Genomic DNA, 25864 nt, shown 5'->3' on the forward strand with positions numbered 1-25864 from the left:
GGTATTCGCCTCAGGGGATGATCGAGCGGGACTGGAGGCCGCGTGACCAGTCGAGCGCTGCGGACATCGAGGGCGACATCGAAGCGGCGAGAGCGTTTTCGATCATCGCCGTTTTCTCGATGATCTGCATTATCGCCGAGACCTTGGCCTGACCCGTTGCTTGCCGCTGCACAATGCCCGAGCGAACTTCGGCGACCTGGCCGCGCCAGATCGCAAGCTTGGCTTCATCGGCGGCGATGAAGCTTGCCATCGAACGCCCGGCTTCGGACACGATCCGGTCGAGGATGGCATAGAGCAGGTCGATGCTGGCGATCTCGGCGAGCGTTTCGCGATCGTCGGTCGGCATGCCGCGTCCATAGGCGGCCTGGACGGTAAGGATCTTGTATAAGGGGACAGAGGCGACCTGCAGCAGTTCCTTCTCGGCATTGCCGATTGCGGTATCGGCGCGGATCGCATCGACCATATTGCCGATGAGGAGCGCGACGCGCGGGCGGATGGCCTTCGCATTCGAAAGGCTCATCTGCTCGAAGGTGGGATTGAGGCAGAGATCGGTCTCGTCGCAGCGAAACACGCGCACGGTCTGGCCCTGCGTCCCGTCTAGGAGCGCGCTTACGAGCGTCGAGGACGCGTCGCCCGCGAAGGGCACGAACTTGCCGGGTTCATCATCCTTGGGCGGCACGTAGATGACCGTGCCAATCAGCGTCATGACGTATTCTGCAAGCTCGCGGTCGAAGGTACCGCCGGGATTGAAGAAGGCGCTCTTCTTGAGGACGTGCCAGGTGTAGTTGCGCGCGACGCCCGGATTGACGTCGGCGTAGTCGGTGCCGCCGCCTTCGTTGGTTGACGCGCGCTGGCCGCGCGTGCCGCAGCCGTGTTTGGCGGCCGCATAGTCGGTGAAAATGCCTTCGGAATTCCCGATGGCTTCGCAGATCGCCTTGTCGGCGAGATCGCCCTTGGGCCACAGGCCGCCGACCAGCCCCTGCGCCATTTCGCAGGAGTTGATCGAGAGATTGTTCATGAGTTGAGCCTTCTGCGAAAACTCCTGCATGATCTTGTTGCACTCGGGACAGACGGTGTCGATCGCGAGGCTGAAAGCAAAGCCGACCGCGTTGTTGGCGACGGCTTTCAGGAGCGCGACCATCTCGCTCGCATTGATGAAGGAAAAAGACCCGGCAAAGATATCGATGCCTCCGCAGCCCGCCCTTGCGCGCGGCAGCTGGAGATTGGCGATGTTGGTCGTCTTCTGAGGGAAGCGTGTCCAGACATTGCCGAGGCTGTAATATCCCGCCGACTGGCCTTCGAAGGCGGTTGGGCCCGTGACATTCGCCGCCGCCCCCATGTCATCCATGAAGCGGTCCATGCTGTCGCCAACATTCGCGGCGACCGGTGAGGCAACCATGCTGGCGGCGGCGAGGGTCAATGCCGCATTGCGGATGCTAGTAATCATGTCCGGCTTCCTTGGAGGTGAGAAGGTAGATGCGGTCCTGCAGCTCGTCGGCCGAGAGCACGCCGTAGCCGATCGGAATCGGGCGTTTGGTCACGCTATCCCACAGCACCAGGGCGGGGGTGGCTTTGCCTTCGAGACCAAGCTTGCCGCGCTGGTTCGTCTCGACCCGATAGTCGGGAAAGTGTCTCGAGGGTCCGCCATCGGTCGAGATCGCGCGTACGGTAATCCGCCATCGGTCGGCGACGCCTTTGACGATCGGGCCCATCACTTCGCACGGGCCGCAGGTCGAACTGAAGAAATAGAACAGGCCGTAGCGCTGCGAGAGCGTTGCCATGACGTGATCGCGCTCCGCGCTGCGGGCATCCTGCCACTGCTTCTTGGCGACCGCTCCGACGGGGCGCTCAAGCGTGTAGTCGAGGTCCGGGTCCCGCCAGATCGCCCGCTGCCAGACATCGGAGAACAGCGAGGCGCGGTCGAGCTGCGCGCGCTGAAAGCGGATATAGGCCGCGACATTGGCTTCGGTCGGATAGAGAATCGCGCGCGCTTTGAGTTCGCGCAGCTCGGAGGTGATCGCGTCGAGTTCTTGGCTGGCCGCGACCGGCTCGGCTTCAGGCTGTTGTGGCTCTTCAATGGGAGCGGGCTTCACGCAGTAGAACCAGTAGCCGAGCCTACGCTCTTGGCAGTAGAGCGCGTCGGCAGCGGTGGTCGATCTTGTGTCCTGCCGCTCCTGCGCCTGGGCCAGAGTGGCGGGCAGGGCAGCTATGCCGAGCGCGAGCGCCGTGAGGTGATGCAGATGGGTCATTGGCCGCCCCTTGCGTAATAATCTTCGATCCTCTGCTGGATGAGGATGCTGGTCTCGAGTTCGTCGGGCAGCCGCGCGGCCTCGGTGAACTCGGCATAGACCTCGCTGAAATCCATCCGGCTCAAATCAAGCCGGGCAAACTCGTCGAGAGTGAACCCCTCACATTGTTCTTCTTTGGGCTTGTCCCATGGCTTGGGGAGCTGCTTGCGGCCCTGTTCCTGCAGGATCCGCGAGAGCTTGCTCTCGAAACAGCAATAGACCTTCTTCTTCGTCAGGCAGACGCCAAGGAACTTGTCCGAACAATAGGTCCCGACATAGGCGCACAGCCCCTGCGCATCGCGTTCGTGGAGCAGCACTTCCTCGCGGTTGCAGCCGAGCGCGACCAGCAGGCTAATACCTGGAATGAGCGGGAAGCCCTTGCCCTTGCAACAATTGAGGACGCCGAAGACCTTGGACGAGCATGTGTTGCGCGTGCCGCGAAACAGCGTCAGCGTGTTCGGATCGAACTGGCCGCGCGCCTCGTCCATGGCGTGCAATGCGACCGCCGCATCTTTGAACTCGTCATTGGCGGTGCGCTCGATCGTCTCGCAGCTACCGTCAATGCAATAGACATCGCCGTCGCAGACATATTGCGTGGCGCTATTGGCCTCAGGCAGCGGGCACTCGTAGATGCGCTCCCAGGTCTCGCAAGGCGTCTCGTCGGTGAGGCATTCCTCGCGGATGAAGCGGCAAGTGCCCTGGCTTTCGATGTCCGAACAGTCGCTCGCCGCCTCGCGCGATGTGCAGGTGTAGCTGCGCTGCCATTCCCAGCAGGGCCGCGTAACCGAGACGCCGTCGACCACGCGGGTTTGGGGATCGGCATCGGTGCAGATCTCTGCGTCGAGCGCGCAATCGCCATTATCGGCAAATCCGGTGCACTGGCTCTCGTCGGAAAAGGTATCGACCGTGCTGTCCGTGGTCACCGCATAGGGCGTGTAGCGTGCATCCGGAGTGTCGCATGTGATTTCGGCGATGGGGTCGCCAGGTTCAATGCAGTATCTGTAGAACTGGTCCTGCCGCCACTGGAGGCAGGGTCCGGGCCGATACCCGGTGATCCGGCACGAGCCACCATCGAATGCCGAGCACCAGGGATATCCATAGACTGTGCTCGTCTCATTGCAGAGATAGTGCCATTGCTGGCGCCGGGTCACGTTGGCGACGAGCGGCACCGCGCATTGGCCCGCCGACTGGTCGATCCGCGTGCCGGTGTTGCAGGTCGCGGTATAGGTTCCCGCCGTGCCCGAGCCGGGCGGCAGGGGGACACAATTGCCCTGGCCGCCCGAGATATCCATGCCGCTGGTGTAGTCGAGCGGGGTCTCGTTGATGGCGAGGCTGCGCGCGATGACGTCCTCGATCTCGTTCGGATCGAAGCGCGCGCGATTGGCTACGCTGTCGCGCATTGCCCGATAGCCCTGGTGTCCGGTGACAGCGGAGGCCGCATTGCTCTCGATCCGGTCGGGATCGTCGGCGAGCGTTTCCAGGTTTCGCACGGCGTTGCGGTCGTAGTTGGGCAGGTTTGCTGCATTGGGCTGCGATCTGGCAGCTTCTTGCGCTTCGCCGCGCAGGCTTTCGCCAAAGGCCTTGCCATCGGCCCGCGCGTCCTGCTGCTGCGCGGAAAGGGGCGCGGCGACGGCGAGAAGACCGAGCAGTCCTATGCGAAGCGATTGTATGAGCCTCATGGCCGTTCTCCTTCGAGCCTGCGGGAATGGAGGCGCGCGAGCTGCGCTCCCGGACCGCCTCCCGAAGCGAAGGTGTCGAGCACTTCGGCCACGCTGATATTGCCGGCAATGCGGTCGTGCGGCGGCAAGACGTCTTTGCAGTCGAACCCGTCGCAGGGGCTGAAATCGCTCGCGATCATCACGAAGCTCGGGGCAACCTTGATATCGAAGGCGCGGAACAGGCGCGGGTCGATCCCGAGCGCGCCGGCATCATCGCGATCGCTCCAGATAGCGGCGATGCGCTTCTTGAAGCGCGCGCTGTCGCCTTGCGGAAATCCGCGCAATACGGTGACGCCGCCGGCCCTCGAGACATCGCGAACCAGCGCCTTCAATGAGGGTTCGGGCATTGCCAAGGAGGCAAACGCGATGAACCGGGGCGTTTCGCCCATCGCTGCCACTTCCGCATCGGCCTGGGCGCGGATCATGCCATCGAGATCGAGCGGCCCGGCATTCGCGGTCGCCTGCGCAGTCTCGGCATAGACTGCGCGATTGTCGAAAGCCGTTTGCTGAGCGGCGCGCGCGTCGTCTGCGAGGGCATCCGCTTTTGTCCTGACCGATGTGGCGAGCGCCTCGGCGTCGGCGGCATGTTCGGCCGCGCGCGCGCGGATCTCAGCGAGGTCAAGGTCGGGCCCGGCATCCTGCGCAGAAGCTGCGGCAAATCCGGCAGCGATCACCAGACTAAGGCCAACGAGTATGGGGAAAGCGTTTCTCATAGCGCGCAGCAATTCCTTTTGCGCCAGACGAGGTATCCCATGTCTTCGCCAATGGCGGGGATGACCTGTCCGGGGGACTGGAAGGTGGTTGAGGCACCCACGGGCGGGCAGGCGTAGCGGCCCTTGGTCGCCGGGTTGGGGTTGGTGGCCTGGAAGCGGTATTGCTGCTTCCTCATCACCGGCATCAGGTACTTGCCGCACAGGCCCTTCGACCCCATCGTCCCCCATGAGACGAGCTCGCGGTGGAGCTTGTAGGCGAAGCGCGAGAGCACGAGCCGCGAGGCCTGAACGTGTCCGATCGAAGCGGAGACATTGCCATTCATCGGGTACATCGAACCCTGGCAGCCCGCGCACCAGAACATCTCGTCGAGCGGCAGGTTCGCGGTCGAAGCAGCGCAATCCGCAGCGCACGCGGCAAGCGCCAGCGGGTTGGCAAACAGCACGGCCTCGGGATTGATGATCGCGGTGAGCTCGCTGTCCTGCCACAGCGGATCGATTTCGGAGATGTAGAGGATGTCGATTGAGCCCGGCTCAAGGCACAGGAAATCGGCGACGATCTCCATCCAGTAGATCAGCGGATAGGCATACCAGTGGACGTGCCAGCTCGAATAATATTGGCTTGCGCCGCCCACGGCCGACGGACCCGAGATCGAGCGGAAGCCGATATCGAAGCCGGGATCGAGCTTCATCCCGCCGAGGTTCACGAAGCACCATGGCTTCATGCTGACATCGGCGAGCCGGACGGGCTCCCAGAAGCCCATGGCGATCCCGGGCCTCAGACCGCACAGGCACACCGGCAGGTCGGGATTATCGGGATCGGGACGATTGCTCGGCCAGATTTCGAGCCCGCCGACTGAGATCGGGAACAGGCACGACCAGCAGATGTCGGTGATCGGATTGACGAACTGCCCGGTGCATTTGCCAGGCCCGGCATCGGCCGAGGCGGGCGAGGCAAGAGCGAACGACAACGTCGCGGTGACGAGGATCAGGAAGGCGCGGATGTTGCTCATGGTTGGGCCTTTCGCGGCGGGAGCGTGATCTCGCTCACCTCGAGCATCCGCCCGTTCTGGCGCACCCGCGCGGGTACGGCCCTGATGCCGAATTTTTGCGTCAGCTTGCCGCCCTGATCGAAATAGAAGCGGCGTTGACGGGCCTTCATCAGCTCGAGCGGTGCGCCTTTCACGAGGATCAGCTTGGCGTGCGCGTCCTGCCCCAGCGCCCAGGCGATCTGCGAGGGATCGTCGCCGTCGATAAACAGGAGGTCGCCGCGCAGCTTGACGCTGTCGAGCGGATTGACCTGCGTTCCGGCGGCATGGATCAGCTCGCCTTTTGCGCCCCGGATATCGGCAGCAAGCGTGATTGTCGGGTCGAAGGCCCATTGACGGCTTGCGCTTGCGCGAATGAGGCCGGCAACCGGATCGGGCCGGTTGACGCGGGCGATTGTGCGACGTTTGAGTTCCTGATTGAGCCGGGCGGTCTCGCCCGATTTTTCCATCTGCGCGAGGCGCGTTTGGATCTGTTCGAGCAGGTCGCGCTCGATCACGGGGAAGACCGCGCCGCGCTGGCCGTAGTCTCGTGCCTGCAGGCTGGCAGGGAGCGCCGCGAGGAAAAGCGCGCCAATCGGAAGGAGGGAGCGCATCACAGGATAGCCCTCCCGCTGCCGAGGATCTGCTCGCGACACACGTACCCGATTGCGCCGTAGCGGCTGTCGAGCCCGCGTGGATGGTCGGTTCCGGTGTAGTAGCAACCTTCCGGTATTGCGCCTTCGGGACCGCGCGTGAGCGGCACGCCAAGGCGGGTAACCTCGAGCAGGCTTGCGACCTGCTTCCCGTTGATGAAGACCGCATCGCCCTCGTGGCGCACGACATCGCCCGGCATGCCAAGGACGCGCTTGCCGAACATCTGCGGTCCCTTTCCGAAATGCCTTTCGACGAGTTCGCTTTGCGGCGGCTCAAAGAAGATCAGGCTGCCGCGCATGATCGGCGCGTGCTTTTCGAGCCAGAACGCCCAGTTTGGCAGGCTCGGGCTCGCATTGATGAGGAAAGCGTGGTCCTTGCCGAAGGCATCGAGCGGCGCCCAGGCGAGCGGCAGCAGGACCAGCCCCGAGAGCAGCAGTGAACGGCGGATCGAGCGGGGCAGGCTCATGGCTGGATCTCCCCTGCGAGCTTGTCCGCAATGCGCTGCTCGAGTTCGGAGGTTGCGTCTTCGGCAGCGCCCGCGAGCACGGCCTCGGCAACCAGCACCACGCGGCCGTCATGGCCCATGTCGGCAACGGCGCTTTCGGCGGCCTTGAGGTAGGCAAGGCTAGCCGCTTGGACGACCGCCGGATCGGCATCGGCGCGCGCGGCTTCCTCGACGAATGTCCCGATGGTCTCGGCGAGCCGGACCGTGACGATCCGCTGCTCCGGGGAGCTGGTGACCTGCTGCGTGATCCACGCACCCCACAGGAGCGCGGCAACGAGCACCGCTACGGCGAGGAGTTTCGGGCCCAGCTGGCTAAGCGGGAGGTGCAGTCTATCCATGGCGGGGAGATCCTTCGGCGAGGCGGCGATCGAGGCGGCGCAGGAAAGCCGGCAGCCGCAGCAAGGTGAGGCCCCCGGCTGCGATGAGAAATGCGATCTGGAGGTCCTGCGCAAAGAAGCGGCGCGCGACCGGTTCAGCGGTGCGGTAATGGTCGGCAAGATTGCCGAGCTGCGCGAACAGCGCCGTGAGATCCCAGCCTGCTACAGCCAGGAACACGAACAGCGGCAGGCCGAGGACCAGCAGCAGCGTGCTCGCCGCGAAGCTTGCCATTTCGATCAGCACCAGGCAGGTGCCCTGGAACAGCGCCAGCCAGTCGATCACACGGTGCTTGTCGCGGGCTTGTCTGACTGACGGAAGCGGCACGCGATCTACGAGCGTGGTGGTCTCGAGCACCATCACATGCTTCCTTCCACGCCTGCGACCAGCGCGACTGCGCGCTCCAGCGGCATGCCGTTTTCGACATGGCGGTGGATCGCGGCATAGGTGTCGGGATCGGAGGAGAAGATGGTTGCCGAGAGTGGGTCGAGCACCAGGCGTCCAACCGCTTCCATCTCGGGACCTTTGAGGTAGATCTCGCTGTACTCGGTGCCCGAGCGCTTGAGGCTGCGGATCAGCGTCTCGGTCCGGTCGTCCATGTCGAGCCGCGCTTCCTTGCGGAAATCGGCGATGGTCTCGGGCTTCTGTTGGAGCACCAGCATCCAGTCGCTGTTTTCGAGCGCGGCGCGCGCACCATCGGACTTGTAGTAGTCGTTCAAGGACTGGGTCGCGGTCGCAAGCGCGCCGCCATATTTGCGCGCGGTGCGGGCATAGGTCTCGACGAACTCGCCCATCGAGCCGCCCCTGAGCATCGCCCAGGCCTCGTCGATCAGCAGCAGCTTCTTGGTCGAGCGCGAAGAGCGCGTCATCGCCTGACCGGTCATGAACATGATTGCCGAGAGGACAACGCTTCGAAGCTCCTCGCGGGACGCGAGGTCGCTCATCTCGAACACAGTGAAATCGTCTTCGAGCGCGAAACTCGCTTTCCCCGAGAAGAACCCGGCATAGCTGCCACCGCGGCAGAAGGGCGCGATCGCTGTGGCGAGATCCTTGCCCGCCTCGTTCTCGCTCTGATGGAGCGCATGCGCGACGTCGTCGATCGCCCCGCCGCTGCCGAGCGCTTCCCACACCTGCGTCACCGCGCGGTCGATCAGCCCGCGCTCCGTGTCCGAAGGCGCGGCGCTTGGCCGCGCCATCTGGCCAACGATCGCCTTGATCATCGCAAAGCAGTCGAGCCGGTAATCCTCGTCTTGATGCGCCCTTGCATCGTCGACCATCGAGAACGGGTTGAGCGAGAATCCCGAGGCGAGCGTGAACTCGACAAAGCGGCCGCCCTGAAGTTTGATCGAGTGCTCGAAACTCCGGCCGTCATCGATCACCACGACCTTGGCGCCAGCGCCGCGCAGCGCGGCGCATAGCTCCTGCAGCAGCACCGACTTGCCCGAGCCCGACTTCCCGCAAATCGCGATGTTGTGGTTGCCCGCCTTGTTCTCGAAGGGCGACCAGAAGAAGGGCTGGCCGCGCCGTCCGAGCAGCAGCAGGTGCGGGATCGTCCCGCCGAGATACTCGCCCTGCAGGGGGGCGATATTGGCCGCGGTGGTCGAGAGCATGGTTCGAAAGCGTTTGAGCCGCGCAAGGTCGTGGACCAGACCATCGGCGAGGCTCAACGGGAACGAGGCGACGAGGCCCTGGAGCTGGAGGAAGCGCTCGTCGGCAAGGTCCCATCCGGCCGCCTTGTAAATCGCCTTGACCGTGCGCTCATGCGCATCGCCTTCGCCGAGCGGCGAGATCGTGGTGAGACCATAGAACAGCTTGACGAGCTTCTTGCCCGCTTGGAGTTCGGCCTGGACGTGTCTCCATTCTGCCGACTGCTCCGACAGTTTGGGCAGGAAGCGCGCGCTTTTGGTCTCCGACAGGCTGGTGGTGCGCATGAACTTGTAGCCTGCGCGCGCCGAGGCGGCTTCCTGGTCGGGATAATGCAGGCACAGCATGGTCGCAGCCGGGCAGGGAAAGCGCAGCTTGTCGGTGAACATGTCGCCGATGAGCCGCGCGCATTCCCACGGTGCCCAGCGCTCAGGGGTAGAGCGCACGCCGTAATGGCGCATATCGAAGCGGTCGGGATAGCATTCACCTACCTGCGGCACGCCATCTCGCGAGCGCCCGGTCTCGCGGAAGCGCTCGGTGCGCAAGATCAGCCGGTCGTCCTCGACCTCGAGTTCGATGTCGCGGCGGATCGCTTGCGCGTCGAGCGTGTCCTCGCGGTTCCAGTGGGTGAGATCGGGTTCGCGCGCGGTGGTCGGCGAGGTGAGCTCGTCGACCAGTGCGAGGAGGCCTGCGGGCTCGAGCCTGTTCGATGCAAGGCCGAGCGAGTTCAGCATCCCCGACATCCCGTCGCGGCATTCGGTGAGTTCTGCATCGGTGACGCTTCCGGGCACCGGAACGCCGAGCGAGAGCACCAGACGCACATGGCGTGCATGAAACGGCGCGTGTGCCGAGCCCGACTTCCAGACGAGATCGTAGAGCCGGTTGGTGCGGGCTTTCGCAATCGCTTCGTAGATCCCGCCCTGCTCGTAGCGCGGTGCGAACCACGGGCCGACGATGGCGCCGATGCGCGGGGACGCGAAGTTCAGCACTTGGAGGCAGGCGCCTTGCGGCAGGCTCTCGGAAAAGAACTGGCCGAGGATCTCACCTGTCCGCTCGTCGGCGCCGATGAGCGGGGTGACTTCGAGAATGAAGCCCTTCGAGTGCGCGTTGCGGTAGAGCCCCGGGCCCTCGTCATAGACTCGGTACGGAAGCCAGTCCGACAGCATGTCGAGCGCGAAACGCGGCTGCGCATGATCGCCCCTTTTCGCATCGCCGAACAGGCCAGCGAGAAGCGCGTCGCGCGCAGAGGATAGCGAGAGGTTCACTTGGGCTCTCCTTCGGGCAGAACGGGGTGGGGCACCTGGCCGGGGGAGGGGGGACGACCAGGTGCCCCGGGGTCCGGCGCTTTGGCGCCGGGCAGCTCCGTCAGATCCTGCGAGGGGATGACCAGGACATCGGGAGGCTGCTGGGGGGACGGATTGGAAAGCTGAAAAGGAATTGCTTCTGCGGCGGCGGGCGGGGCGACTTCTGCTTCAGCCGGACGCGCCAGTGCGCGAAGCACGTCGCCGGTCGAACGCGGCGCGCGCCAGCGCTCGGCAGCGCGATCGGGCAGCACGACATGAACAACCCGGGCCTCGTGGATGTGGCCCGTCCCGTCGCGGTAGCCCGCAACAACGATCCGCAATCCGCGATCACCGGCCCTGTGCGCTCCCGCAGAGGCATGACCGGACCGTTCTGCCTGTGAAACGCGGGTCGCGGTATCGTCGATCATCGAGGTCGGCGCGCAGCTTCCCTCCGGTGCCCGGCAGGAAAAGTCGCCCTTGACGTTGCCGCCAAGCGTCGCACAGCCGGCGATCATCAACGCGAGAATTGCCGTCGCTCCGACACGGGTCGCACCGCCGCTCATTGCTTCGATCCGGTCTTGGCATTGGCAAAGGCGCGCAGTGTCTTTGCATCACGGTAGCCGTGCAGCACCGCACCGTCGCGCGCCCGGACGATTACCGGGGTTCCGGCAAAGCCGTTGGCCTGTGCAAAGGCTTCGTTGGCATCGAGCGCAGCTGCTTTCTTGCAGGCGGCGCGCGGTTCGAGGTGCTTGCCGGTATAGGCGGCATGGAGCGCCCCGATCGGATCGGCGGCGCAGAGCACCGCCTCGGACCTGCGCCGGCTCGATGCGCCGAAGATCGAGATCGGCCGTTCCTCTACAAGAACGCCTGCCTTCTCGAGTTCGCCGGTGAGCCGCTTACAGTAGCCGCACTGGAAATCCGAGAAGACAACCAGCTTCGGCCCCTTGGGATTGCCCCACAGGATCGCGCCTTCCTTGGGAAGGGCTTTGAGATCGACATGCGTCGCGACCTGCCTGTCGCGGGTTTCGGCAACGTCATGGCGCCCTCCAGTGTCCTCGCCGGCGTGGCGGGCTGCGCCGGCGGCGAGCAGGTCGGGGTTGAGTTCGAGCAGGCGCGCGGCAGTCACGTCGCGCCGCTCCTCCATGTCGTAGAGCCGCCCGACGAAGAGGTAGCGTGCCGCTTCGTCGATGTAGAACAGCGTCTCTCCCGAGACGACCTCGCACCATGGCGCGAATGTCGTGCAATCGAGCGCGTCGATCGGCGTTCTGGGCAGACGAAGCTTGAGCGCTTCAACCACATCTCGCGTGATCGCGGCCTGCGCGGGCATGGCGGTTACGATCGCGACGCCGCTTGTAAGGAGGGCTGCTGCGCTGGCGGCGGCGAGCGATATGTGCGCGGCGCGCGCCTTGAGGCCGGGCCGCTGGTTCGAGTAGTTCATTGGGGTGTGCTCCTGACATGGACGCCGTCGAGAAAGACGATCTCGACTGCGATGCCGGTCGGCATCTCGACGACGGGTTGGTACTGTTCTGCGCGTTCGATGAGGTATTTGCTGACGGTGTCGGCGGCTTCGCCCGCGCCCTGGCCCAGGCCGCCTGCGAGGATGTCGGTCGGCGAGAGCGCGTCGCGCTTGCCGTCGCTGCCGACAGGCTGCGCAAAGATGCCGTTGGCATTGGCCGAGAAGCCGCGGCCGAACCCGCCGACGATTCCGGCGAGCAGCGCCTGGCTGACGAGGCTGCCTTCGCGGCTGACGACATTGCCGCGCACGCCCGACTTGCCGGCGAAGGCGATGAATCCCTTCACTTCGCTCACCGCGAAGCGTCCGCCGGGCTGCGCACAGGTCATGCGCACGAGCTTGACGTAAACCTTCTCGGCCGAGAGATCGCCTCGCGCCGCGCCGTTGACGAGGCAGCCGGTGAGATCGGTGGTGAGGAGCTTGTTGCCCTGCAGCACCGAGCGCGCCGGACCGGTGATCCGCAGCACCACGGGCAGCGGATCGCTCTGGCTGGTGACCCCGGTCGAGGCGTCGACCCCGACGATTACGGTGGCAGGTGCATAGCTGTTGGGCGGCAGGTAATCGCGGCTTGCCTCGAGCAGCAGCGCCGGCGCGCTTTCGGTTGCCTTGGCCTTGGCGGTGCCCGGCTTGTCGTTTGAGAAGCTCAGCAGGCTTGCCTTGGGTTCGCTGGGTGGCTCGAGCGGTCCGGGAGCGAAGCCCGGAGCCCGCGGATCGACTGCGGCCACCGGCGCAACTGGGGGATTGGTGCGGACGGTTTCGAGTTCCGAGCGCAAGGCAGCGTTCTCCGCCGAGATCGCATCGATCGCAGCTTGCCCGTCGCTCAGCATCCGCGCGTTCTCGCCCCGCAGCGTTTCGAGCTCCTGCTCGATCGAAGCCCTGGGAAGCTGGGTCTCCTGCAGGTCCTTGATCGCCTTGCCCTGCGCATCGAGGCGGTTGCCGTAAGTGGCGACGAATTCGCGCTGCGAGAGATTGCGATTGACCAGCGCGCCGGTCTCGATCGTGGTTGCGCCCGCGCCGTCGGCGCTCGCTTCATCCTCGCCGCCGAAGATGAACATCGAACCGGCGATGAGCGCCACGCCGCCGATCCCGGCAAGCAACAGCTTCTGGCGCTGCGCGACCGTGCGGTTGAGATCGCGCCGGGCTTCGCCGCGCGTCTCGTCCTTTGGCGCTGCCGCGGGCGTATAGCTTGTGTCGGTATCGGCCATTATTTGAGCCCTCCCTTGGTAAAGACAAGGAAGGCTTGCGTGCTCTCGCCGGGCTCGAGGGAGTTGCGGCCATAGGCAAAGGCCAGCGCCCCGGCGGGCGCCTCGCGCTCACCGGCAAGGTCGACGAGTGCCGGGCCAAGATTACGGAGAGTAAAGGCTTGGCCGATCAGTTCGGCGCCTTCGTATTCCGCGACCTGCTGCACTTCGAGGCTGTCGGTGTGGCGTGGTCGCGAAAGTTCGGCACGGGCGCGGAAGCCCGGCAGGACCCCATCGCTGGCCATCGCTTCGATCAGCCGGATCGCGGCCTCGTCGCGCGTCACTGCTGCGCCTTCCCATTCACTCGCCTGGGATTTGGCGAGCGCGGGATTGGTGACGAAGAGCTGGCTCGCTTCCTCGCCTTCGACGCGGCAGGTGAACTTGTAGACATAGCCCGCGCTGCTCGTCGCGAAGAAGCTGACCTTGGCGCTCGCATATTGCAGCGGCACCGAGACATAGATGTCGCCGCGCACCGGCTCGTGGGTCACCTCGAAATCGTTGTAGGGAAAACCGCTCGCCATCTTCGAGACATTGGCGAAACCGTCCTCGATGAGGGCGATACGGGTCAGCGCGCCGCGCGCGAGCACGCAGTCGATCGCGGCGCCATCAGCGGCCTCGACGAACTGGTCGGCATGTGCCGGTGAAGCGTAGGCGGCCGTGGCGATTGCCAGCGCAACGCTGGTCAGCGCGGCGGGGAAGGGGCGGGATAGGAGTGTCATGGGTTCTCCTCCTCGTTTTCGGTTGGGAGCTGGCGGAAGCCGGTGAGGCCGAGACTGAGGCCGCGGCGGTTCCAGCTGAATTCGAAGCTGCGCTCTTGGCTTGCGATCACCTGCGCACCGACGAAGGTCTTGAGCGTGCCGGTGACGACAGCGGTGAGCGCCTGCGCGTCGACCTCCATCCGCGAGATGACGAAGGCCTGGCTGATGTCCGAACCGCGCTGCTCGTCGACGATCTTGACGAGCTCGGCCTTGAGGCTCCCGTGCGCTGACGGATCTGCCACCTTGAGGACCTGTTCCATCCAGTAGTCGAGGCTCTCGGGTGCGCGATTGAGCAGCATGAGCGCGGTGTCGCGGGTTACGAGTTCGAGGTAGTGCGCATCGGTACCGCCGCTCCCGAGCGTCAGGCGCTCGGTCGTGACAGGCACCAAAATGACGCTTTCCTCGCGCGTCGCCGCCGCGCCGACCGCCAGCAGGCTGGTAAGGCCCAGCACGGCTGACAGCGCGGCGAAGCGGTTGCGCTGTTTGAGGTGACGCTGCGCTTCCTCATAGGCGAATTCGTGTTTCACTTGGGTCCTCCCTCAGCCTGCGAGCAGGCGGCAGTGGGAGGGCGGCGTGGCTTTCAGCCCGAGGAAGCTCCCCGGCAGATACCAGTAGGCAGCATGGACCAGTTTCGACCCTGCGCCTGATGCCTTCGCCTTTCGAAGGGCGAACCAGGTCATGACCGATAGGCCGGTGCCGATGATGATGTGCTGCGAAAGGATGCCCCACGCGAAGGGGACGAGCAGTCCCGCAAACTCGTCGATGGTCCAGAAGCCGATGAGCTCCGGGTCGTCGAGCCGCCGTGGAACGAGGTATCTGTCGGCCATGCCGCCCTCCCGTCGTTAGACCGCGATCAAATGGTTGCGGTCACGACCGAGGTGACGATCGGCACGCCTGTGCCGACGCCAATTCCGACACCGACCGGGACCGCGACCTGCCCAAGGGCGAAGCGGCCCGAGGCGAGCGCGATCAAACCGCCGGCAAGGCTGAGGACGGTGATGATCTTGCCGCCCGAACCTTCGAGGAAGTCAGTGAACTTCTGCAGCGCCGGATCAAAGGTCGTGTCGGCACCGGCATAGGCGGCACCGGCGCAGGCGACCGCAATCGCGGCCGGAAGAATATAGTCGCGGGCACGAATGCCTTTGACGGATGGGCGGGGAAGGGTGATTGCATTGTTCATCGAGGAACTCCGTTTCGAACATTGGCAGCGATGCGTTCGCTGTATGTTCTTTCCTCGATTGGAAGGCAGGGTGTAGGAAAACGGAAACTGCCGCACGCGGCATTCCGACCAAGAGAAATCGTCGATTCTGGGCAATCTGACCGGGCTTTGCGCGACCGGTGCAGACATTGCGGCCAAGAATACCGATCATTGCGCCACCCATACCGAAATCTGAGATCGAGGGACCGGACTCTGCGCGAATCAAATCGTGTGACGATGAGCCAGTTTCCTACGAGTTCCTTATTTGTTCTTTTTCCTTTCCTACAGTTTGACGCGTCGCCTAGCCTGTTGGTGATTCGCTAAAGATCACCGGAAGCAGGAACAATGGCGCGAAACACAAACGACAAATGGGGAGAACTATCGCGAGGAGTCGCCGCTTTCCTCGACCATGCCGTGGACGAAAGTGGCAAGTCCCGGCGGACGATTGCCGCACAGACGAATATCAACAAGGACGCGCTCCGACGCATCCTCGCCGGGACAAGGTCAGCCACACTGCTTGAGGCGCTGGCCATCCTTGACGCGAGCGGTCACGCGCCGCGCACCTCCCTGATGCTGGCACTCGCGGGGTACTCGCAGCGTAGCAAGGATTGGCAGAATAGCGGCGTGCTGGAATTTCTTGAAACCTTCATAAGCGAGTTGCCGTCTGCTTTGGATCAAGCGCTGGGCGAGAGGCTGCTCGATGTGAGACCGCGCTGGGCAAAGGGGACCGCTCACCGCACCGCCGGTCTCCTGTCGGATCACCTCGCGCAACTGGAGCGGCAGGATGAACAAAGCTTCGCTCTCTGAAATGACGACTGGTCTCGAAACGGACGCGGAAGCCGTTCCTGTCGAGCCAACGCCAGACCGGCTCATTCGTCTTCCCGAGGTCATGGCGCGCGTGGGCCTGCGCCGAACGGCAATCTATCAGCGGATGCGCGAAGGCCGTTTTCCAAAGTCGCGTTCGCTCGGTCCCCGTTGCACGGTTTGGGTCGAAGCCGAGATCGATGACTGGATCGGTTCTGTTGTCGAACGCACCGACGAGATATGTCAGAACACGCCCCGAATTTCGAGATGATCATGGTTTGCGTCCCGTCACCGCTCGAATAAACGCGCGCTGTCCCGCTAGCCGGAAAGCACTTCGATTATCCGGCATTCGCCAACCGCTCCGTGCTGGCAGTCGTCGACCATATGGCGCAGTTCGGTTCGCAGTTTTCGCAAGTCACCAAGCTTCCGATCCACTTCGCGTAGGTGGAGGCTGGCAATAGAGTCCACGGCTTCGCACGATTGCGATGGATCATCCGACAAAGAAAGCAATTGGCGCACCTCCGCCATGGTGAAGCCGAGGTCGCGTGCGCGGCGGATAAACCGCAATCTGGCCAATTCGGTCGGGCCATAGTCCCGGTAGTTTCCGGCGGTGCGTGGTGGTTCCTCCAGCAATCCGGTCCGTTCGTAGTAGCGGATCGTTTCGGCGGTCGTGCCGGTCTTCCGCGCCAGGGCACCAATCTTCATGGGTTTCTCGCAATGCTTGACCTTGTAGCCACTACAAGGTGCATAAGACGATTCGAAGATGCAAGCAGAACGGTAAAATCCTGTGGCAAAGAAGGACATTATTGAACTTATCGAAGCTGAGCGGCGCGTTTTCCGTGCCGCCAGGCAGTCTGGTGACCGGGCTTTGGCTTGGACCGCGCTCGAGCGGGAACATATTCTGGGCCAGGGCTTCTTCGGGCCGCACCTTCGTTCACATATGACGATGCTGGGCTATGCAGTTGAAACCCGCGATGGCCGCGAAGTTCTGGGGCAGGTCATACGTCTTGCGCTCGCTCCCCTTGGTAATCTCACCGGACGGCTCCCCTGGGGCAATACCGGACGCGCAAACGTGAGCGCATTCGCGCCAATGCCATACCCGGACGACCTCGCGGAGGTTTTCACCATCTCTTCGGACGAGGTTCGCTAGCACGCGCCATGGCAATTCTATCCAACGAACAGGTTGAACGTCTCTACGACAAGAACGCGGGAATCTATGACCGATTGGTGTCGGGGTTTCGGTGGGCCGGTCTTGGTCGCTGGCGACGCGATCTGGTTAACCGGCTTGAACTCAAGGCCGGTGACCATGTGATCGATCTATGTGCTGTCACCGGCGCAAACCTCGCGTTTCTGCTTGAGAGAGTAGGACCAAGCGGCAAGGTGACGCTGGTCGACCTTTCGCAAGGCATGCTCGACCAAGCCCGTCGACGAGCGAAGCGCCTGCGAGCTAGCAATGTCGAATTTGTGCAGTCAGACGTAGCCGCCTTCCGCTTTCCGAGCGAGACCAGCGCAGTCATCAGCACCTTTCGACTGGAAATGCCACCTGACTACGCCGCGATCATCGAGCGCGCCTCAGCTGCTCTCCCGACGGGTGGCCGGATGGCCCTGCTTGGCCTGAAGCACCCCGAGCGCTGGCCGCGATGGCTGATTGAAATCGGAATATTCGCTACGAAACCGTTCGGCGTCTCGCGCGAATACGAAGAATTCCGCCCGTGGCTACCAGCCCGCCGAGAGCTGAACGAACTCCATTTCCGCGAGTTTCTGGCAGGATGCGCTTACGAATTCGTCGGTGCCAAATCGTAATGCGGCAGAAGCCGCAGTTGCGTGACTGCTTTTGTCTAGCTTCATGCGGGTTCCCCTGTTGAGTTCGAGCCCAAATACACCACATCCGCTTGCGCTGGTCAGTCGATTTTAACCGTGCGCAGATAGGGGCGCAGCGTTGTGAAACCTTGCGGGAAGCGCGCTTTCGCTTCTTTATCGGAAACAGACGGTGGAATGATGACGTCATCCCCACTCTGCCAATTGACCGGGGTTGCCACGCCTTTACTTTCGGTGAGCTGGACTGAATCGAGCAATCGGAGCACTTCTTCGAAATTGCGTCCGCTGCTCATCGGATAGAGTAGCATCGCACGGATTTTTTTGTCCGGGCCAACGATATAGACGGCGCGAACGGTAGCATTGTCGGCTGCGGTTCTTTGCTCCGCACTGCCAGTCTCCTCGGCGGGCAACATATTGTAGAGTTTGGCCACCTTCAGGTCGCTGTCGCCGACCACCGGGTAATCGACTTTATTGCCGCTGACCGCCTCGATATCGGGTAGCCAGTCGCGATTGTCTTGGCTGCTGTCGACCGACAGGCCGAGAATCTTGGTGTCGCGTTTGGCAAATTCCTCGCCGAGACCGGCCATGTAACCCAGCTCGGTCGTACAAACCGGGGTAAATGCCTTTGGATGAGAAAACAGGATAGCCCAATTGTCGCCCATCCAATCATGGAAGGTGATGGTGCCTTGGGTCGTTTCCGCTGTGAAATCGGGAGCTGTCGAGCCAATGGAGAGGGTCATGTCAAAACTCCTATTTATTCTGGGGGAGGTGTCCGCCGTCCTCATATTTTGGCGGGTGTGTGGCCTGCGGCACGTCGAATGTCGGCGCAATCGATTGCGTGAGTCTCGACCTCACCTGCATTTAGTGAGGCGGAAATGCTCACTGGCGCTCCCGCCTCCTACAAGATTGCGCGATCATCGGCCGGCGTAGATACTCAGAAGCGCACGCTAGCGCCTGCTACGAAGCGCCGGGGAGCCCCCGGTCTCAAACCCGAAGGCCGACGCGCTACAGCATAAGCATTGTCGAACAGATTATCCACTCTGGCAAACAAAGAGAGACCTTCCGTCAGCGCAAACCGGCCGGCGAGATCAAAGACAATCCTTTCGTCAATACGCTCATCGGGCGAAATATCCCCGCTACCTGCTTCGGTGCGTACTTGCGATGTGTAATTGGCGCTCACGAGCAAGGATGCCGGTCCAAATGCGAGCCCCGTTTCGGCATAGAATTGGTGGCGAGCGATGTAGGGGAGTGCGTCGCCCTGGGACACGGAACCGAAGAACGCACTCTCGAAACTGCTTTCGAATTGCGCGTCGGTGAGCGTGTAAACCACCGAGAAGGGAATAGAAATTTCCCTACCCACTTGATGCTCCGTCGAAGCTGCCAGCTCCAACCCCTTCACGGAGACGGCCCCAGCATTGAACTGGTCGCCAATATCCCCGACGCTACACCCCACGGATTGTGTGCAGTTTCCGAGCAGATTGGAATAGTCGGAATAAAACGCAATCGCGGAAGCTTGAATGGCGCCATTCCGAAAACGCCCACCAAATTCATAGTTCCAGCTTTTCTCGGCTCGTGCCTCCGGATTTCCGGGCCCGGGGGGAGAAAAACCGCGCGAAGCGCCTGCAATCAACAGCACGTCTCCCAGTGCATAGGTTGCACCGAGTGCGGGAAGCCATTCGTCAACGTTGGTCTTGCGTATGCGCGCAGGTCCATCGAGACGAGCGGGGTCGGCTCGATCATAGTCCAGTCGAGTAAGGTCGATGCCTTCGTACCGAATGCCGGGTGTCAGAGTAAGCCCGCCGATCTCGATCCGGTTCTCCAGATAGAAAGCGATCGCCTTCGCCTTCGCCTCGCGATTGGCTTGAGCGCCCGGAGCCGTCTGCCGGACGAAAACGAGATCTCCATCCGTTTGCGTATAGAATTCCTCATTCTGCAACCGGTCTTCTTCATCCTCGTGATACCGGAGCGACGCAGCCAGGTTGTGCCTGACCTCGCCGGTCTCGAAAGGTCTTTCGAACGAAAGCTGGACGCCTTCGCTCCGATAGACGCGGTTGTTGTTGCGAATGCGAAGGGCACCTTCAGCGCTGTCTGCGCCTCGCAGGATTGCGAGGCCTCTCTCGTTTGAGGAGGGAGCATCGAAAACGGGTTGGATGGCATCAAAGCTGCCATCACCATCGAAATCGATGTCCTGTAGCTTCGACCAACTTCGTGTGAAATCGTTGCGATATAGGGTAACCGCGAACTGCGTGTCGTCGGGCAACCGGAGGGTGCCGGTGAGCCGATATTGATCGTGCTCGCCCGTGAAAACGTCGCGTTGGCTGGCCGAATAGCGCCGGTACGGATCGCTCGCGAAATCCGCGTCGGCGAGGCCCAAATAGGTTTCGTTCGCCTCAAGTTCGGATCGACCATAGGCGAACTCGAGGCGAGCATCGACCGGCGAATCTGGGTTGGTGTGGACGGCGAAGCGGGCGCGATAGTCCTGACGTTGAAAACCGGTCTCGGCGCCGGGAAGCCCATCTATCGTCTTGAACCCGTCACTGCCTTGCTGATAGCTTTCTACCATCGCCCCGAAATTGTCGGCACTAGCGCCAATCCAGCCATGACCCTGATAATAGCCGCGAGAACCAAGCTGGCCGGAAGCTTCGCCAGCCAGGCTCTCGGTCGGTATCGGAGTCGATCGGAAATTGATGGCCCCGCCGATCGTGCGAGGACCATAGCGTACCGAGCCCGCGCCCTTGATCACTTCGACTGCGTCCATTCGACCGATCGCGGGAAAGTAATACGCGGCCGGAGCGGCGTAGGGGGCAGGGGCAATGAGAACGCCATCTTCCATCAAGGTGATGTTGCTCGACCGTTCGACCGGCGCGCCGCGCAAGCCAATATTCGGGAATAGCCCGAAACCGTCCTCTTCCTGAATGTTGACCCCCGGCACCTGGCGCAGGACACGGTTGACGTCACCATGCTCGAATTCGCTCAGTTCCTCGCCATCGATTAGGTCCGCCGCACCGGCCACTTCATACGCATCGATGCGACCGCCAATCACGATAATCGATTCGCTTGGGTTTGCTATCCCGTCCTGCGATTGCCGCTCATCGGTCGGGTCTTTTTCATTGGCGTAAGCAGGGGCGGCCAGTGCAATTGCTATGAGCGAGGCGGTAGCGCGATACATGTGAAGAATCCTTTCGAGACATTTACCAGCCTACTACTGCTATTGAGACGTATTCGCAATAGCAGTAGTAGGCTTTTATGCCCATATTGGGTGAGGGCGGCTCGCGGTGCATCGGTTCTGGACTGCAATACCGTCCGCGACCGGCGCGCGATGAGGGCTCAGGGTCTGCGAACGGCCGGGCAGGAACAGGCCAGCGAAAGCTTAATCACCGACCGTGTTTTTCCCGTTGTTGGGTGCCGGGTGGGCAGGGATCAGCGCATCATCGCAGTCCGTAGCGAGGCAGGGCTCGAAAGTGACATGTGCGATGCCGAAATCCTTTTCCAGCATCGCCCGCGCGCGTCGCTTGACTCCCTCGAATGCTGTTTGGGAGTAATCAACAAGAGTGAGATGGGCTTCGAGCGCCCGGTGATGTTCTCCCAGATTCCAGACATGGACGTGGTGAATATCCTGCACGCCGCCAAGCGCGCGCAGGTTTTCAACCATCTGATCAAATTCCACCTCGTCCGGCACTGCTCCCATCAGCAGACGAACGGTTCGCGGTAGGAGCGTCGCGCCCTGCCAGATGACATAGGCCGCGATGATGAGAGTGATGATGAGATCGGCGACGACGAGATCGTATAGAATAATTAGCACTCCGGCGACGATCACACCGATCGAGGCCAGCGCGTCCGAAACGTTATGAAGGAAGGCAGCCTTCATGTTAATGCTGTCATGCGCGCCGCGATAGACAATGAATGCGGTGACGAGATCGATGACAAGTGCGATCCCGGCAACCCAGATCACGGTCCAGCCTTCGACCGGCTGCGGCGCGGCGAAACGGTTGATCGCCTCAACGATCAGATAGAATCCGATGATCAGCAAGGTCGTCAGATTGATGAGTGCGGCGACCACTTCTCCCTGGGCGTAGCCGAAGGTCATCAGCTTGTCCGCCGGACGCCGGCCTATGCGTCGCGCAAACCACGCAAGACCAAGAGAGGCCGCATCGCTGAAGTTGTGCAATGCATCCGCGATAAGCGCCAGTGACCCTGAAAGGATGCCGCCGACAATCTGGGCAAGGGTCAGGAGGACATTGATCGCGACCGCGAGGATCAGCTGACGATCGCTAAGGTTTTCCTCGCCGTGACTGTGGCCAGCTTGATCGTGCGAGTGCGCCATCACTTTTCTCCGCTATTTGCGATTTTGTTGCCGGCGGTATCCGGATGCTGAAGGATCGCATCGGAATTATCGATTGCTCCGATCGCGGCGTTAAATCCGACTGCAATCATTCCGAACATCGCAAGCCCGGAGATGAAGGCCGCGAGTGCTGCCAAATTCAAACCTCCCAGTCTGCCCGGGATTTGCAGCAAAAAATGAACCGACCAGACAAGAAAGTATCCTGCGAGTAGAATTGCCAACCGCGCGTCCGCTGTTTCGCTCATGCCGTGGAGAAGCCAAAACCCGGCTACCGCTGCGGCAACAAAGGCGAGTGACAGAAAAACATGGATCGCTAGACGATCCATGCGTTTCATCGCGCTGTCGCGAAATCCGGCTGTTGTCTTTCGCCCCACCAGGAAAAAGGTGATTCCAACCCCTAGTGTTGCTGCGAAACCGGCGAAGACAGACACGGCTGCTGCTGCACCCAGAGCGATGCCACCAAACCCCAGCGCAATACCGCCTTGAAGCGCAATGGTCATCTTCGGCCCGCGTCTTCCCACGGCGTCGGACAGGGTTCCAACTGAGTCGCGATGCGAAGCCCAGCCTCCGATCAGCACCGCCAGAAGATAGAGAGTCCCGCCAGCGGGGAGCAGGGCTGCGTCTATGAAGTCACCCCTTGCTTGTCCAACTGCAGGACCGGTCAAAACAAGCGCAAGTGCGGCAAGGGCGCCAGAGTGGACGGCCGCCGCGAACCCATTTTCGTTCGGGGTAGGCCCGTGCTTTTCTTCCCAGACAACGCCAGCACCCAGGCCGAGGCTTGCCAGCATCGCCAAGGTCAGGATCGCCGACAAATCCTCAGTTACAAATATCTCGTGGACGAGGCTCATTCCCGTGTTTCGCCATGAACCGTTCCCGCCTCGTCGTGCTTGTCACTGTGCGCGTCGCGCAGGATATCGATCCCGCCGTAAAGAGCTATGCCAGCCACAGCGATGCCGACCACAAGGTCCGGCCAGTTCGCGCCTGTGATCATAACGATGACGCCAGCGATGATAATCCCGCCGTTCGAAATGAAGTCATTGAAGCTGAATGTGGTGGCGGCCCGCATGTTGACGTCCTTGTTCTGCATCTTTTGCAACAGGCGAAGGCAATAGAGGTTCACTATGCCCGCGACGGCAGCCATCGCGATCATCAGGATGCCACCCGGCTCAGAACCTTCAACAAACCGCCTGACGGCATCAGCAATCACTCCGCCGGCAAAGATCAAAAGCATGACGCCAGAAAAGCGCGCTGCGCCTCGCTTCCAGGAGCGCGGTCGACTCAGCGCAAGGAGACTGAGAGCGTAGACAAGCGCGTCCGACGAATTGTCGAGCCCGTTGGCCAAGAGCGCGTTCGAGTCCGCAAAATAGGCAACGACAAAGAAACCAACCGCGATTGCGACGTTGAGCCACAATACGATCCACAATGTGCGTCGCTTGTCCGCCGAATCCAGATCGAAGTCATCGTTGCAGCTCATACTGGCTTCTCTGCTATGTCTTTTGTGCTGCCCTTCTCTTTATACGCCAGAAGGCGAAGCGCATTGGCGACCACGATTAGCGTTGATCCCTCGTGAACCGCGACAGCGGGGCCTATCCCGAGACCGAAAATGGTTGCCGGGATGAGCACGACAACAATTCCGAGACTGACGATCATGTTCTGCCGGATGATTGACCGGGTTTGTCGGCTCAGATCGACGGCGAAAGGCAGTCGGGCGAGATCATCGGCCATCAGCGCGACATCGGCTGTCTCCAATGCAACGTCCGAGCCGGCAGCCCCCATTGCTATTCCGACCGTTGCGTTCGCCATGGCCGGAGCGTCATTAACCCCGTCTCCGACCATCGCAACCTTGTCCTGGCCGGCAAGCTTGCGGATGGCCTTGACCTTGTCGTCGGGCATGAGATTGCCCCAGGCCTCGTCGAGGCCGACTTCCTTTCCAACCGCATCGGCCACTCTTTGGTCGTCGCCCGAGATCATGATCATTCGGGTGATCCCGAGGCCGCGCAACGCTTCGAGCGTCGCCTTTGCTGCCGCCCGCGGCGTGTCGAGCAAACCGATCGCTCCAAGATCGCGCGTTTCCGAGCGAACGCCCATCGTCGTCCGCCCGCGCTCGCGCATGGACTCGATAGCATCCGACAGTTCGGCACCGAGCTGAGGGACCCCGTCTTGCCCGAACATTTCGAGCTTTCCGATCCACACCCGCTCACCGCCGACAAGCGCGGTGATCCCCTTGCCTGTGAAGCTTTCAAGACTTGTAGCTTCGGGCAGTGCCTCATCGCCAAGCCGCTGCTTGCCGTCCCTAACAATCGCCTGTGCTAGGGGATGATCGCTCAGATTTTCAGCCGCCGAGGCAATCGCAAGCAGTTCGTTTTCAGATACACCCTGCGCGGGTTGGACATCGGTCATGCGGGGCTCGCCTTCGGTAAGAGTACCGGTCTTGTCGAACGCGATGGCCTTGAGCGCGCCGAGATCCTCGAGCGGCGCGCCGCCCTTTACCAGAATGCCGCTGCGTGCTGCTCTGGCTACTCCGGACAAGACCGCGCTCGGGGTCGCGATCGCCAAAGCGCAGGGGCTGGCAGCCACAAGCACCGCCATCGCCCGGTAAAAACTGTCGCGGAACGGCTCGTCGATGACAACCCAGGCGAAAAGGAGCAGGCCGGCCAAAGCGAGCACGGCAGGCACAAAAATTCGCTCAAAGCGCTGCGTGAAGCGCTGGGTAGGAGATTGCTGAGCCTCGGCTTCGCTCACCATTTGGACGACCTTGGCGAGGGTCGTGTCACTCGATCGCCGGGTCACTTCCACTTCGAGCGCGCCCGATCCGTTGATCGTCCCTGCGAAGACGCGATTGTCATCCGCAAGATTGTCAGGATTTGCGCGCGCAGAAGCGATATTCGAAACCGCGCTCTTGTCGACCGGCACGCTTTCCCCGGTCACCGGAGCCTGATTGATGGCACTGACGCCGTCCAAGATGAAGCCGTCAGCCGGAAGGCGTTCGTTCGGACGCACGATTACGACGTCGCCTAGCGCAAGCTCCTCGACCGGAACCTCAACGACGTCATCTCCACGTTTTACTCGTGCCGTTTCCGGCGCGAGCTCGGCGAGCGCCTCGATCGCCCTCTTGGCGCGGCCCATCGCGTAGTGTTCGAGCGCGTGGCCGAAACTGAACAGGAACAGCAATAGCGCGCCTTCGGCCCATTCCCCGAGAAAGGCGGCGCCCGCAGCGGCGACAAGCATGAGGCTGTCGATTTCAAACCGGCGCAGGCGCAAATTGTCCCACGCCTCTCGGACGGTAAAGAATCCGCCAAAGAAATACGCCGCGAGATAGCATGCGAATGGCAGCCATCCTGGATGCCCAGACCATAGCTTCTCAATCCCGAACCCGGTCGCGAGAAATACGCCCGAGGCGAGCGAGAAATAGAGTTCGGTGTTCGCGCCGAAAATGCCACCATGACTGTGCCCGGCACGATCTTCATCATCGTGATCATGGTCTTTGGAAGAGTGCTCGGCGTTCCTGGCGACATCGCCCGCCAGAACCGACACGCCGAGGTTCTTGAGCTCGCCAGCAATCCTAGGCTCATCGGTTAGCTGACGGTCGTACTCGGCGATGAACCTCCCGCTCGCATCAGCATTTGCTTCGAGGATACCGGGTTTGCTGGCCAGCAGGTCCGCGACCGTTTGGGCACGGCGGGTGGAATTGATGCCATCGGCTTGCCAGACAACGTGTCCGTAGCGTTCGGAGATTTCCGCTCCGGCCACATGGGCCAACTCCTTGATGCGGGCGACAGTCAGGCGATCGGCATCGTATGATATCGCTAGTCGGGCGGATGCATCTTTCTCGCCGGGCAATATCGTGACCTCGTGCACGCCGATCCGCGAGCTGAGCAAAGACTGCAAGCGCGCGATGCAATGATCGGTTTCGCTCGGGATGTCGGGAAGGAGCGGTGAGACTTCGAGTTCGATGGTTCGCGTCATTGCCTATTGCTTCCCATTG

28 protein-coding genes are annotated in these 25864 nt (G+C 62.2%); 4 read left to right on the forward strand and 24 right to left on the reverse strand.

Annotation, left to right across the window (positions count from 1 at the left end; all coding sequences use genetic code 11):
• Positions 1-10 precede the first annotated feature (10 nt).
• The 17 genes from ADAD_RS0108570 to ADAD_RS0108650 are packed head-to-tail and all read right to left on the reverse strand — an operon-like array spanning position 11 to position 14897.
• Positions 11-1447: a conjugal transfer protein TraH gene (locus tag ADAD_RS0108570; RefSeq protein ID WP_029140023.1), complete on the reverse strand. Its 1437-nt coding sequence runs from the start codon at positions 1445-1447 to the stop codon at positions 11-13.
• Entirely contained in the window at positions 1437-2249 is an 813-nt protein-coding gene (locus ADAD_RS0108575) for a conjugal transfer protein TraF (protein WP_010412575.1), read from the reverse strand. The genes ADAD_RS0108570 and ADAD_RS0108575 overlap by 11 nt, the downstream gene beginning before the upstream one ends.
• The gene (locus tag ADAD_RS0108580; RefSeq protein ID WP_010412579.1) at positions 2246-3967 is read right to left on the reverse strand and encodes a conjugal transfer protein TraN; all 1722 of its coding nucleotides are present in this window, start codon (positions 3965-3967) and stop codon (positions 2246-2248) included. Before ADAD_RS0108580 ends, ADAD_RS0108575 begins: the two co-directional genes overlap by 4 nt.
• Positions 3964-4719, reverse strand: coding sequence for a type-F conjugative transfer system pilin assembly protein TrbC (trbC, locus tag ADAD_RS0108585; RefSeq protein WP_010412581.1), 756 nt, complete (start codon positions 4717-4719; stop codon positions 3964-3966). Before trbC ends, ADAD_RS0108580 begins: the two co-directional genes overlap by 4 nt.
• Entirely contained in the window at positions 4716-5729 is a 1014-nt protein-coding gene (gene traU / locus ADAD_RS0108590) for a conjugal transfer pilus assembly protein TraU (RefSeq protein ID WP_010412584.1), read from the reverse strand. The genes trbC and traU overlap by 4 nt, the downstream gene beginning before the upstream one ends.
• On the reverse strand, positions 5726-6358 hold the full coding sequence (gene traW / locus ADAD_RS0108595) for a type-F conjugative transfer system protein TraW (RefSeq protein ID WP_010412587.1): 633 nt from the start codon (positions 6356-6358) through the stop codon (positions 5726-5728). Before traW ends, traU begins: the two co-directional genes overlap by 4 nt.
• Positions 6358-6864, reverse strand: coding sequence for a S26 family signal peptidase (locus ADAD_RS0108600; protein WP_010412590.1), 507 nt, complete (start codon positions 6862-6864; stop codon positions 6358-6360). The genes traW and ADAD_RS0108600 overlap by 1 nt, the downstream gene beginning before the upstream one ends.
• Positions 6861-7241, reverse strand: a complete 381-nt coding sequence (locus tag ADAD_RS0108605; protein WP_007163821.1) for a TrbI F-type domain-containing protein — start codon at positions 7239-7241, stop codon at positions 6861-6863. The genes ADAD_RS0108600 and ADAD_RS0108605 overlap by 4 nt, the downstream gene beginning before the upstream one ends.
• The gene (locus tag ADAD_RS0108610) at positions 7234-7638 is read right to left on the reverse strand and encodes a hypothetical protein (RefSeq protein ID WP_010412603.1); all 405 of its coding nucleotides are present in this window, start codon (positions 7636-7638) and stop codon (positions 7234-7236) included. Before ADAD_RS0108610 ends, ADAD_RS0108605 begins: the two co-directional genes overlap by 8 nt.
• A complete protein-coding gene (gene traC / locus ADAD_RS0108615) occupies positions 7638-10187 on the reverse strand; it encodes a type IV secretion system protein TraC (protein WP_010412607.1) in 2550 nt (849 codons plus the stop codon). The genes ADAD_RS0108610 and traC overlap by 1 nt, the downstream gene beginning before the upstream one ends.
• Positions 10184-10768: a hypothetical protein gene (locus tag ADAD_RS0108620; protein WP_228275084.1), complete on the reverse strand. Its 585-nt coding sequence runs from the start codon at positions 10766-10768 to the stop codon at positions 10184-10186. Before ADAD_RS0108620 ends, traC begins: the two co-directional genes overlap by 4 nt.
• On the reverse strand, positions 10765-11643 hold the full coding sequence (locus tag ADAD_RS0108625) for a DsbC family protein (RefSeq protein ID WP_010412614.1): 879 nt from the start codon (positions 11641-11643) through the stop codon (positions 10765-10767). The genes ADAD_RS0108620 and ADAD_RS0108625 overlap by 4 nt, the downstream gene beginning before the upstream one ends.
• Positions 11640-12923 (reverse strand): TraB/VirB10 family protein, encoded by a 1284-nt coding sequence (locus tag ADAD_RS0108630; protein WP_010412616.1) that lies wholly within the window; start codon positions 12921-12923, stop codon positions 11640-11642. The genes ADAD_RS0108625 and ADAD_RS0108630 overlap by 4 nt, the downstream gene beginning before the upstream one ends.
• Positions 12923-13678, reverse strand: coding sequence for a type-F conjugative transfer system secretin TraK (locus ADAD_RS0108635; protein ID WP_010412619.1), 756 nt, complete (start codon positions 13676-13678; stop codon positions 12923-12925). The genes ADAD_RS0108630 and ADAD_RS0108635 overlap by 1 nt, the downstream gene beginning before the upstream one ends.
• Positions 13675-14244, reverse strand: coding sequence for a type IV conjugative transfer system protein TraE (locus ADAD_RS0108640; RefSeq protein WP_010412621.1), 570 nt, complete (start codon positions 14242-14244; stop codon positions 13675-13677). The genes ADAD_RS0108635 and ADAD_RS0108640 overlap by 4 nt, the downstream gene beginning before the upstream one ends.
• Before the next feature lie 12 nt (positions 14245-14256).
• A complete protein-coding gene (traL, locus tag ADAD_RS0108645) occupies positions 14257-14544 on the reverse strand; it encodes a type IV conjugative transfer system protein TraL (protein WP_010412623.1) in 288 nt (95 codons plus the stop codon).
• Positions 14545-14570: 26 nt separating this feature from the next.
• Positions 14571-14897: a hypothetical protein gene (locus ADAD_RS0108650; RefSeq protein WP_010412629.1), complete on the reverse strand. Its 327-nt coding sequence runs from the start codon at positions 14895-14897 to the stop codon at positions 14571-14573.
• Positions 14898-15329: 432 nt separating this feature from the next.
• Here ADAD_RS0108650 and ADAD_RS0108655 point away from each other — a divergent pair, with 432 nt between their 5' ends.
• The gene (locus tag ADAD_RS0108655) at positions 15330-15722 is read left to right on the forward strand and encodes a hypothetical protein (RefSeq protein WP_010412634.1); all 393 of its coding nucleotides are present in this window, start codon (positions 15330-15332) and stop codon (positions 15720-15722) included.
• A gap of 1 nt (position 15723) precedes the next feature.
• Positions 15724-15990, forward strand: coding sequence for an AlpA family transcriptional regulator (locus tag ADAD_RS0108660; RefSeq protein ID WP_010412637.1), 267 nt, complete (start codon positions 15724-15726; stop codon positions 15988-15990).
• A 47-nt stretch (positions 15991-16037) separates the two neighbouring features.
• Here ADAD_RS0108660 and ADAD_RS0108665 read toward each other — a convergent pair whose 3' ends face one another.
• Entirely contained in the window at positions 16038-16424 is a 387-nt protein-coding gene (locus tag ADAD_RS0108665; protein ID WP_010412642.1) for a MerR family transcriptional regulator, read from the reverse strand.
• Between the two features lie 82 nt (positions 16425-16506).
• On the opposite strand from ADAD_RS0108665, the gene ADAD_RS0108670 reads away from it, so the two are divergent.
• Positions 16507-16869 (forward strand): DUF3703 domain-containing protein, encoded by a 363-nt coding sequence (locus ADAD_RS0108670; RefSeq protein WP_010412645.1) that lies wholly within the window; start codon positions 16507-16509, stop codon positions 16867-16869.
• Between the two features lie 8 nt (positions 16870-16877).
• The gene (locus tag ADAD_RS0108675; RefSeq protein ID WP_010412648.1) at positions 16878-17522 is read left to right on the forward strand and encodes a class I SAM-dependent methyltransferase; all 645 of its coding nucleotides are present in this window, start codon (positions 16878-16880) and stop codon (positions 17520-17522) included.
• Between the two features lie 98 nt (positions 17523-17620).
• On the opposite strand, the gene ADAD_RS0108680 is transcribed toward ADAD_RS0108675, so the two are convergent.
• The 6 genes from ADAD_RS0108680 to ADAD_RS0108705 form a co-directional block, all read right to left on the reverse strand.
• Positions 17621-18277 (reverse strand): peroxiredoxin, encoded by a 657-nt coding sequence (locus ADAD_RS0108680; RefSeq protein WP_010412650.1) that lies wholly within the window; start codon positions 18275-18277, stop codon positions 17621-17623.
• Positions 18278-18471: 194 nt separating this feature from the next.
• Positions 18472-20706, reverse strand: coding sequence for a TonB-dependent receptor family protein (locus ADAD_RS0108685; RefSeq protein WP_010412654.1), 2235 nt, complete (start codon positions 20704-20706; stop codon positions 18472-18474).
• A 201-nt stretch (positions 20707-20907) separates the two neighbouring features.
• On the reverse strand, positions 20908-21861 hold the full coding sequence (locus ADAD_RS0108690; RefSeq protein WP_010412661.1) for a cation diffusion facilitator family transporter: 954 nt from the start codon (positions 21859-21861) through the stop codon (positions 20908-20910).
• Positions 21861-22727 (reverse strand): hypothetical protein, encoded by an 867-nt coding sequence (locus tag ADAD_RS0108695; protein WP_010412664.1) that lies wholly within the window; start codon positions 22725-22727, stop codon positions 21861-21863. The genes ADAD_RS0108690 and ADAD_RS0108695 overlap by 1 nt, the downstream gene beginning before the upstream one ends.
• Positions 22724-23353 carry a cation transporter gene (locus ADAD_RS0108700; protein ID WP_010412667.1) on the reverse strand — a complete coding sequence of 210 codons (630 nt, stop codon included), beginning with the start codon at positions 23351-23353 and terminating at the stop codon, positions 22724-22726. The genes ADAD_RS0108695 and ADAD_RS0108700 overlap by 4 nt, the downstream gene beginning before the upstream one ends.
• Complete coding sequence (locus tag ADAD_RS0108705; RefSeq protein ID WP_010412670.1) at positions 23350-25845, reverse strand: heavy metal translocating P-type ATPase; 2496 nt, start codon at positions 25843-25845, stop codon at positions 23350-23352. Before ADAD_RS0108705 ends, ADAD_RS0108700 begins: the two co-directional genes overlap by 4 nt.
• Between the last annotated feature and the right edge of the window lie 19 nt (positions 25846-25864).

The sequence above is a fragment of the Citromicrobium sp. JLT1363 genome, from assembly GCF_000186705.1.
Classification (GTDB): domain Bacteria; phylum Pseudomonadota; class Alphaproteobacteria; order Sphingomonadales; family Sphingomonadaceae; genus Alteriqipengyuania.

Bases quoted from the DNA above. Each gene is read 5' to 3' on its own strand.
- ADAD_RS0108570 (WP_029140023.1), bottom strand. From the start codon at position 1,447: ATGATTACTAGCATCCGCAATGCGGCATTGACCCTCGCCGCCGCCAGC.
- ADAD_RS0108575 (WP_010412575.1), bottom strand. From the start codon at position 2,249: ATGACCCATCTGCATCACCTCACGGCGCTCGCGCTCGGCATAGCTGCC.
- ADAD_RS0108580 (WP_010412579.1), bottom strand. From the start codon at position 3,967: ATGAGGCTCATACAATCGCTTCGCATAGGACTGCTCGGTCTTCTCGCC.
- trbC (WP_010412581.1), bottom strand. From the start codon at position 4,719: ATGAGAAACGCTTTCCCCATACTCGTTGGCCTTAGTCTGGTGATCGCT.
- traU (WP_010412584.1), bottom strand. From the start codon at position 5,729: ATGAGCAACATCCGCGCCTTCCTGATCCTCGTCACCGCGACGTTGTCG.
- traW (WP_010412587.1), bottom strand. From the start codon at position 6,358: ATGCGCTCCCTCCTTCCGATTGGCGCGCTTTTCCTCGCGGCGCTCCCT.
- ADAD_RS0108600 (WP_010412590.1), bottom strand. From the start codon at position 6,864: ATGAGCCTGCCCCGCTCGATCCGCCGTTCACTGCTGCTCTCGGGGCTG.
- ADAD_RS0108605 (WP_007163821.1), bottom strand. From the start codon at position 7,241: ATGGATAGACTGCACCTCCCGCTTAGCCAGCTGGGCCCGAAACTCCTC.
- ADAD_RS0108610 (WP_010412603.1), bottom strand. From the start codon at position 7,638: ATGGTGCTCGAGACCACCACGCTCGTAGATCGCGTGCCGCTTCCGTCA.
- ADAD_RS0108620 (WP_228275084.1), bottom strand. From the start codon at position 10,768: ATGAGCGGCGGTGCGACCCGTGTCGGAGCGACGGCAATTCTCGCGTTG.
- ADAD_RS0108625 (WP_010412614.1), bottom strand. From the start codon at position 11,643: ATGAACTACTCGAACCAGCGGCCCGGCCTCAAGGCGCGCGCCGCGCAC.
- ADAD_RS0108630 (WP_010412616.1), bottom strand. From the start codon at position 12,923: ATGGCCGATACCGACACAAGCTATACGCCCGCGGCAGCGCCAAAGGAC.
- ADAD_RS0108635 (WP_010412619.1), bottom strand. From the start codon at position 13,678: ATGACACTCCTATCCCGCCCCTTCCCCGCCGCGCTGACCAGCGTTGCG.
- traL (WP_010412623.1), bottom strand. From the start codon at position 14,544: ATGGCCGACAGATACCTCGTTCCACGGCGGCTCGACGACCCGGAGCTC.
- ADAD_RS0108650 (WP_010412629.1), bottom strand. From the start codon at position 14,897: ATGAACAATGCAATCACCCTTCCCCGCCCATCCGTCAAAGGCATTCGT.
- ADAD_RS0108660 (WP_010412637.1), top strand. From the start codon at position 15,724: ATGACGACTGGTCTCGAAACGGACGCGGAAGCCGTTCCTGTCGAGCCA.
- ADAD_RS0108665 (WP_010412642.1), bottom strand. From the start codon at position 16,424: ATGAAGATTGGTGCCCTGGCGCGGAAGACCGGCACGACCGCCGAAACG.
- ADAD_RS0108675 (WP_010412648.1), top strand. From the start codon at position 16,878: ATGGCAATTCTATCCAACGAACAGGTTGAACGTCTCTACGACAAGAAC.
- ADAD_RS0108680 (WP_010412650.1), bottom strand. From the start codon at position 18,277: ATGACCCTCTCCATTGGCTCGACAGCTCCCGATTTCACAGCGGAAACG.
- ADAD_RS0108685 (WP_010412654.1), bottom strand. From the start codon at position 20,706: ATGTATCGCGCTACCGCCTCGCTCATAGCAATTGCACTGGCCGCCCCT.
- ADAD_RS0108690 (WP_010412661.1), bottom strand. From the start codon at position 21,861: ATGGCGCACTCGCACGATCAAGCTGGCCACAGTCACGGCGAGGAAAAC.
- ADAD_RS0108695 (WP_010412664.1), bottom strand. From the start codon at position 22,727: ATGAGCCTCGTCCACGAGATATTTGTAACTGAGGATTTGTCGGCGATC.
- ADAD_RS0108700 (WP_010412667.1), bottom strand. From the start codon at position 23,353: ATGAGCTGCAACGATGACTTCGATCTGGATTCGGCGGACAAGCGACGC.
- ADAD_RS0108705 (WP_010412670.1), bottom strand. From the start codon at position 25,845: ATGACGCGAACCATCGAACTCGAAGTCTCACCGCTCCTTCCCGACATC.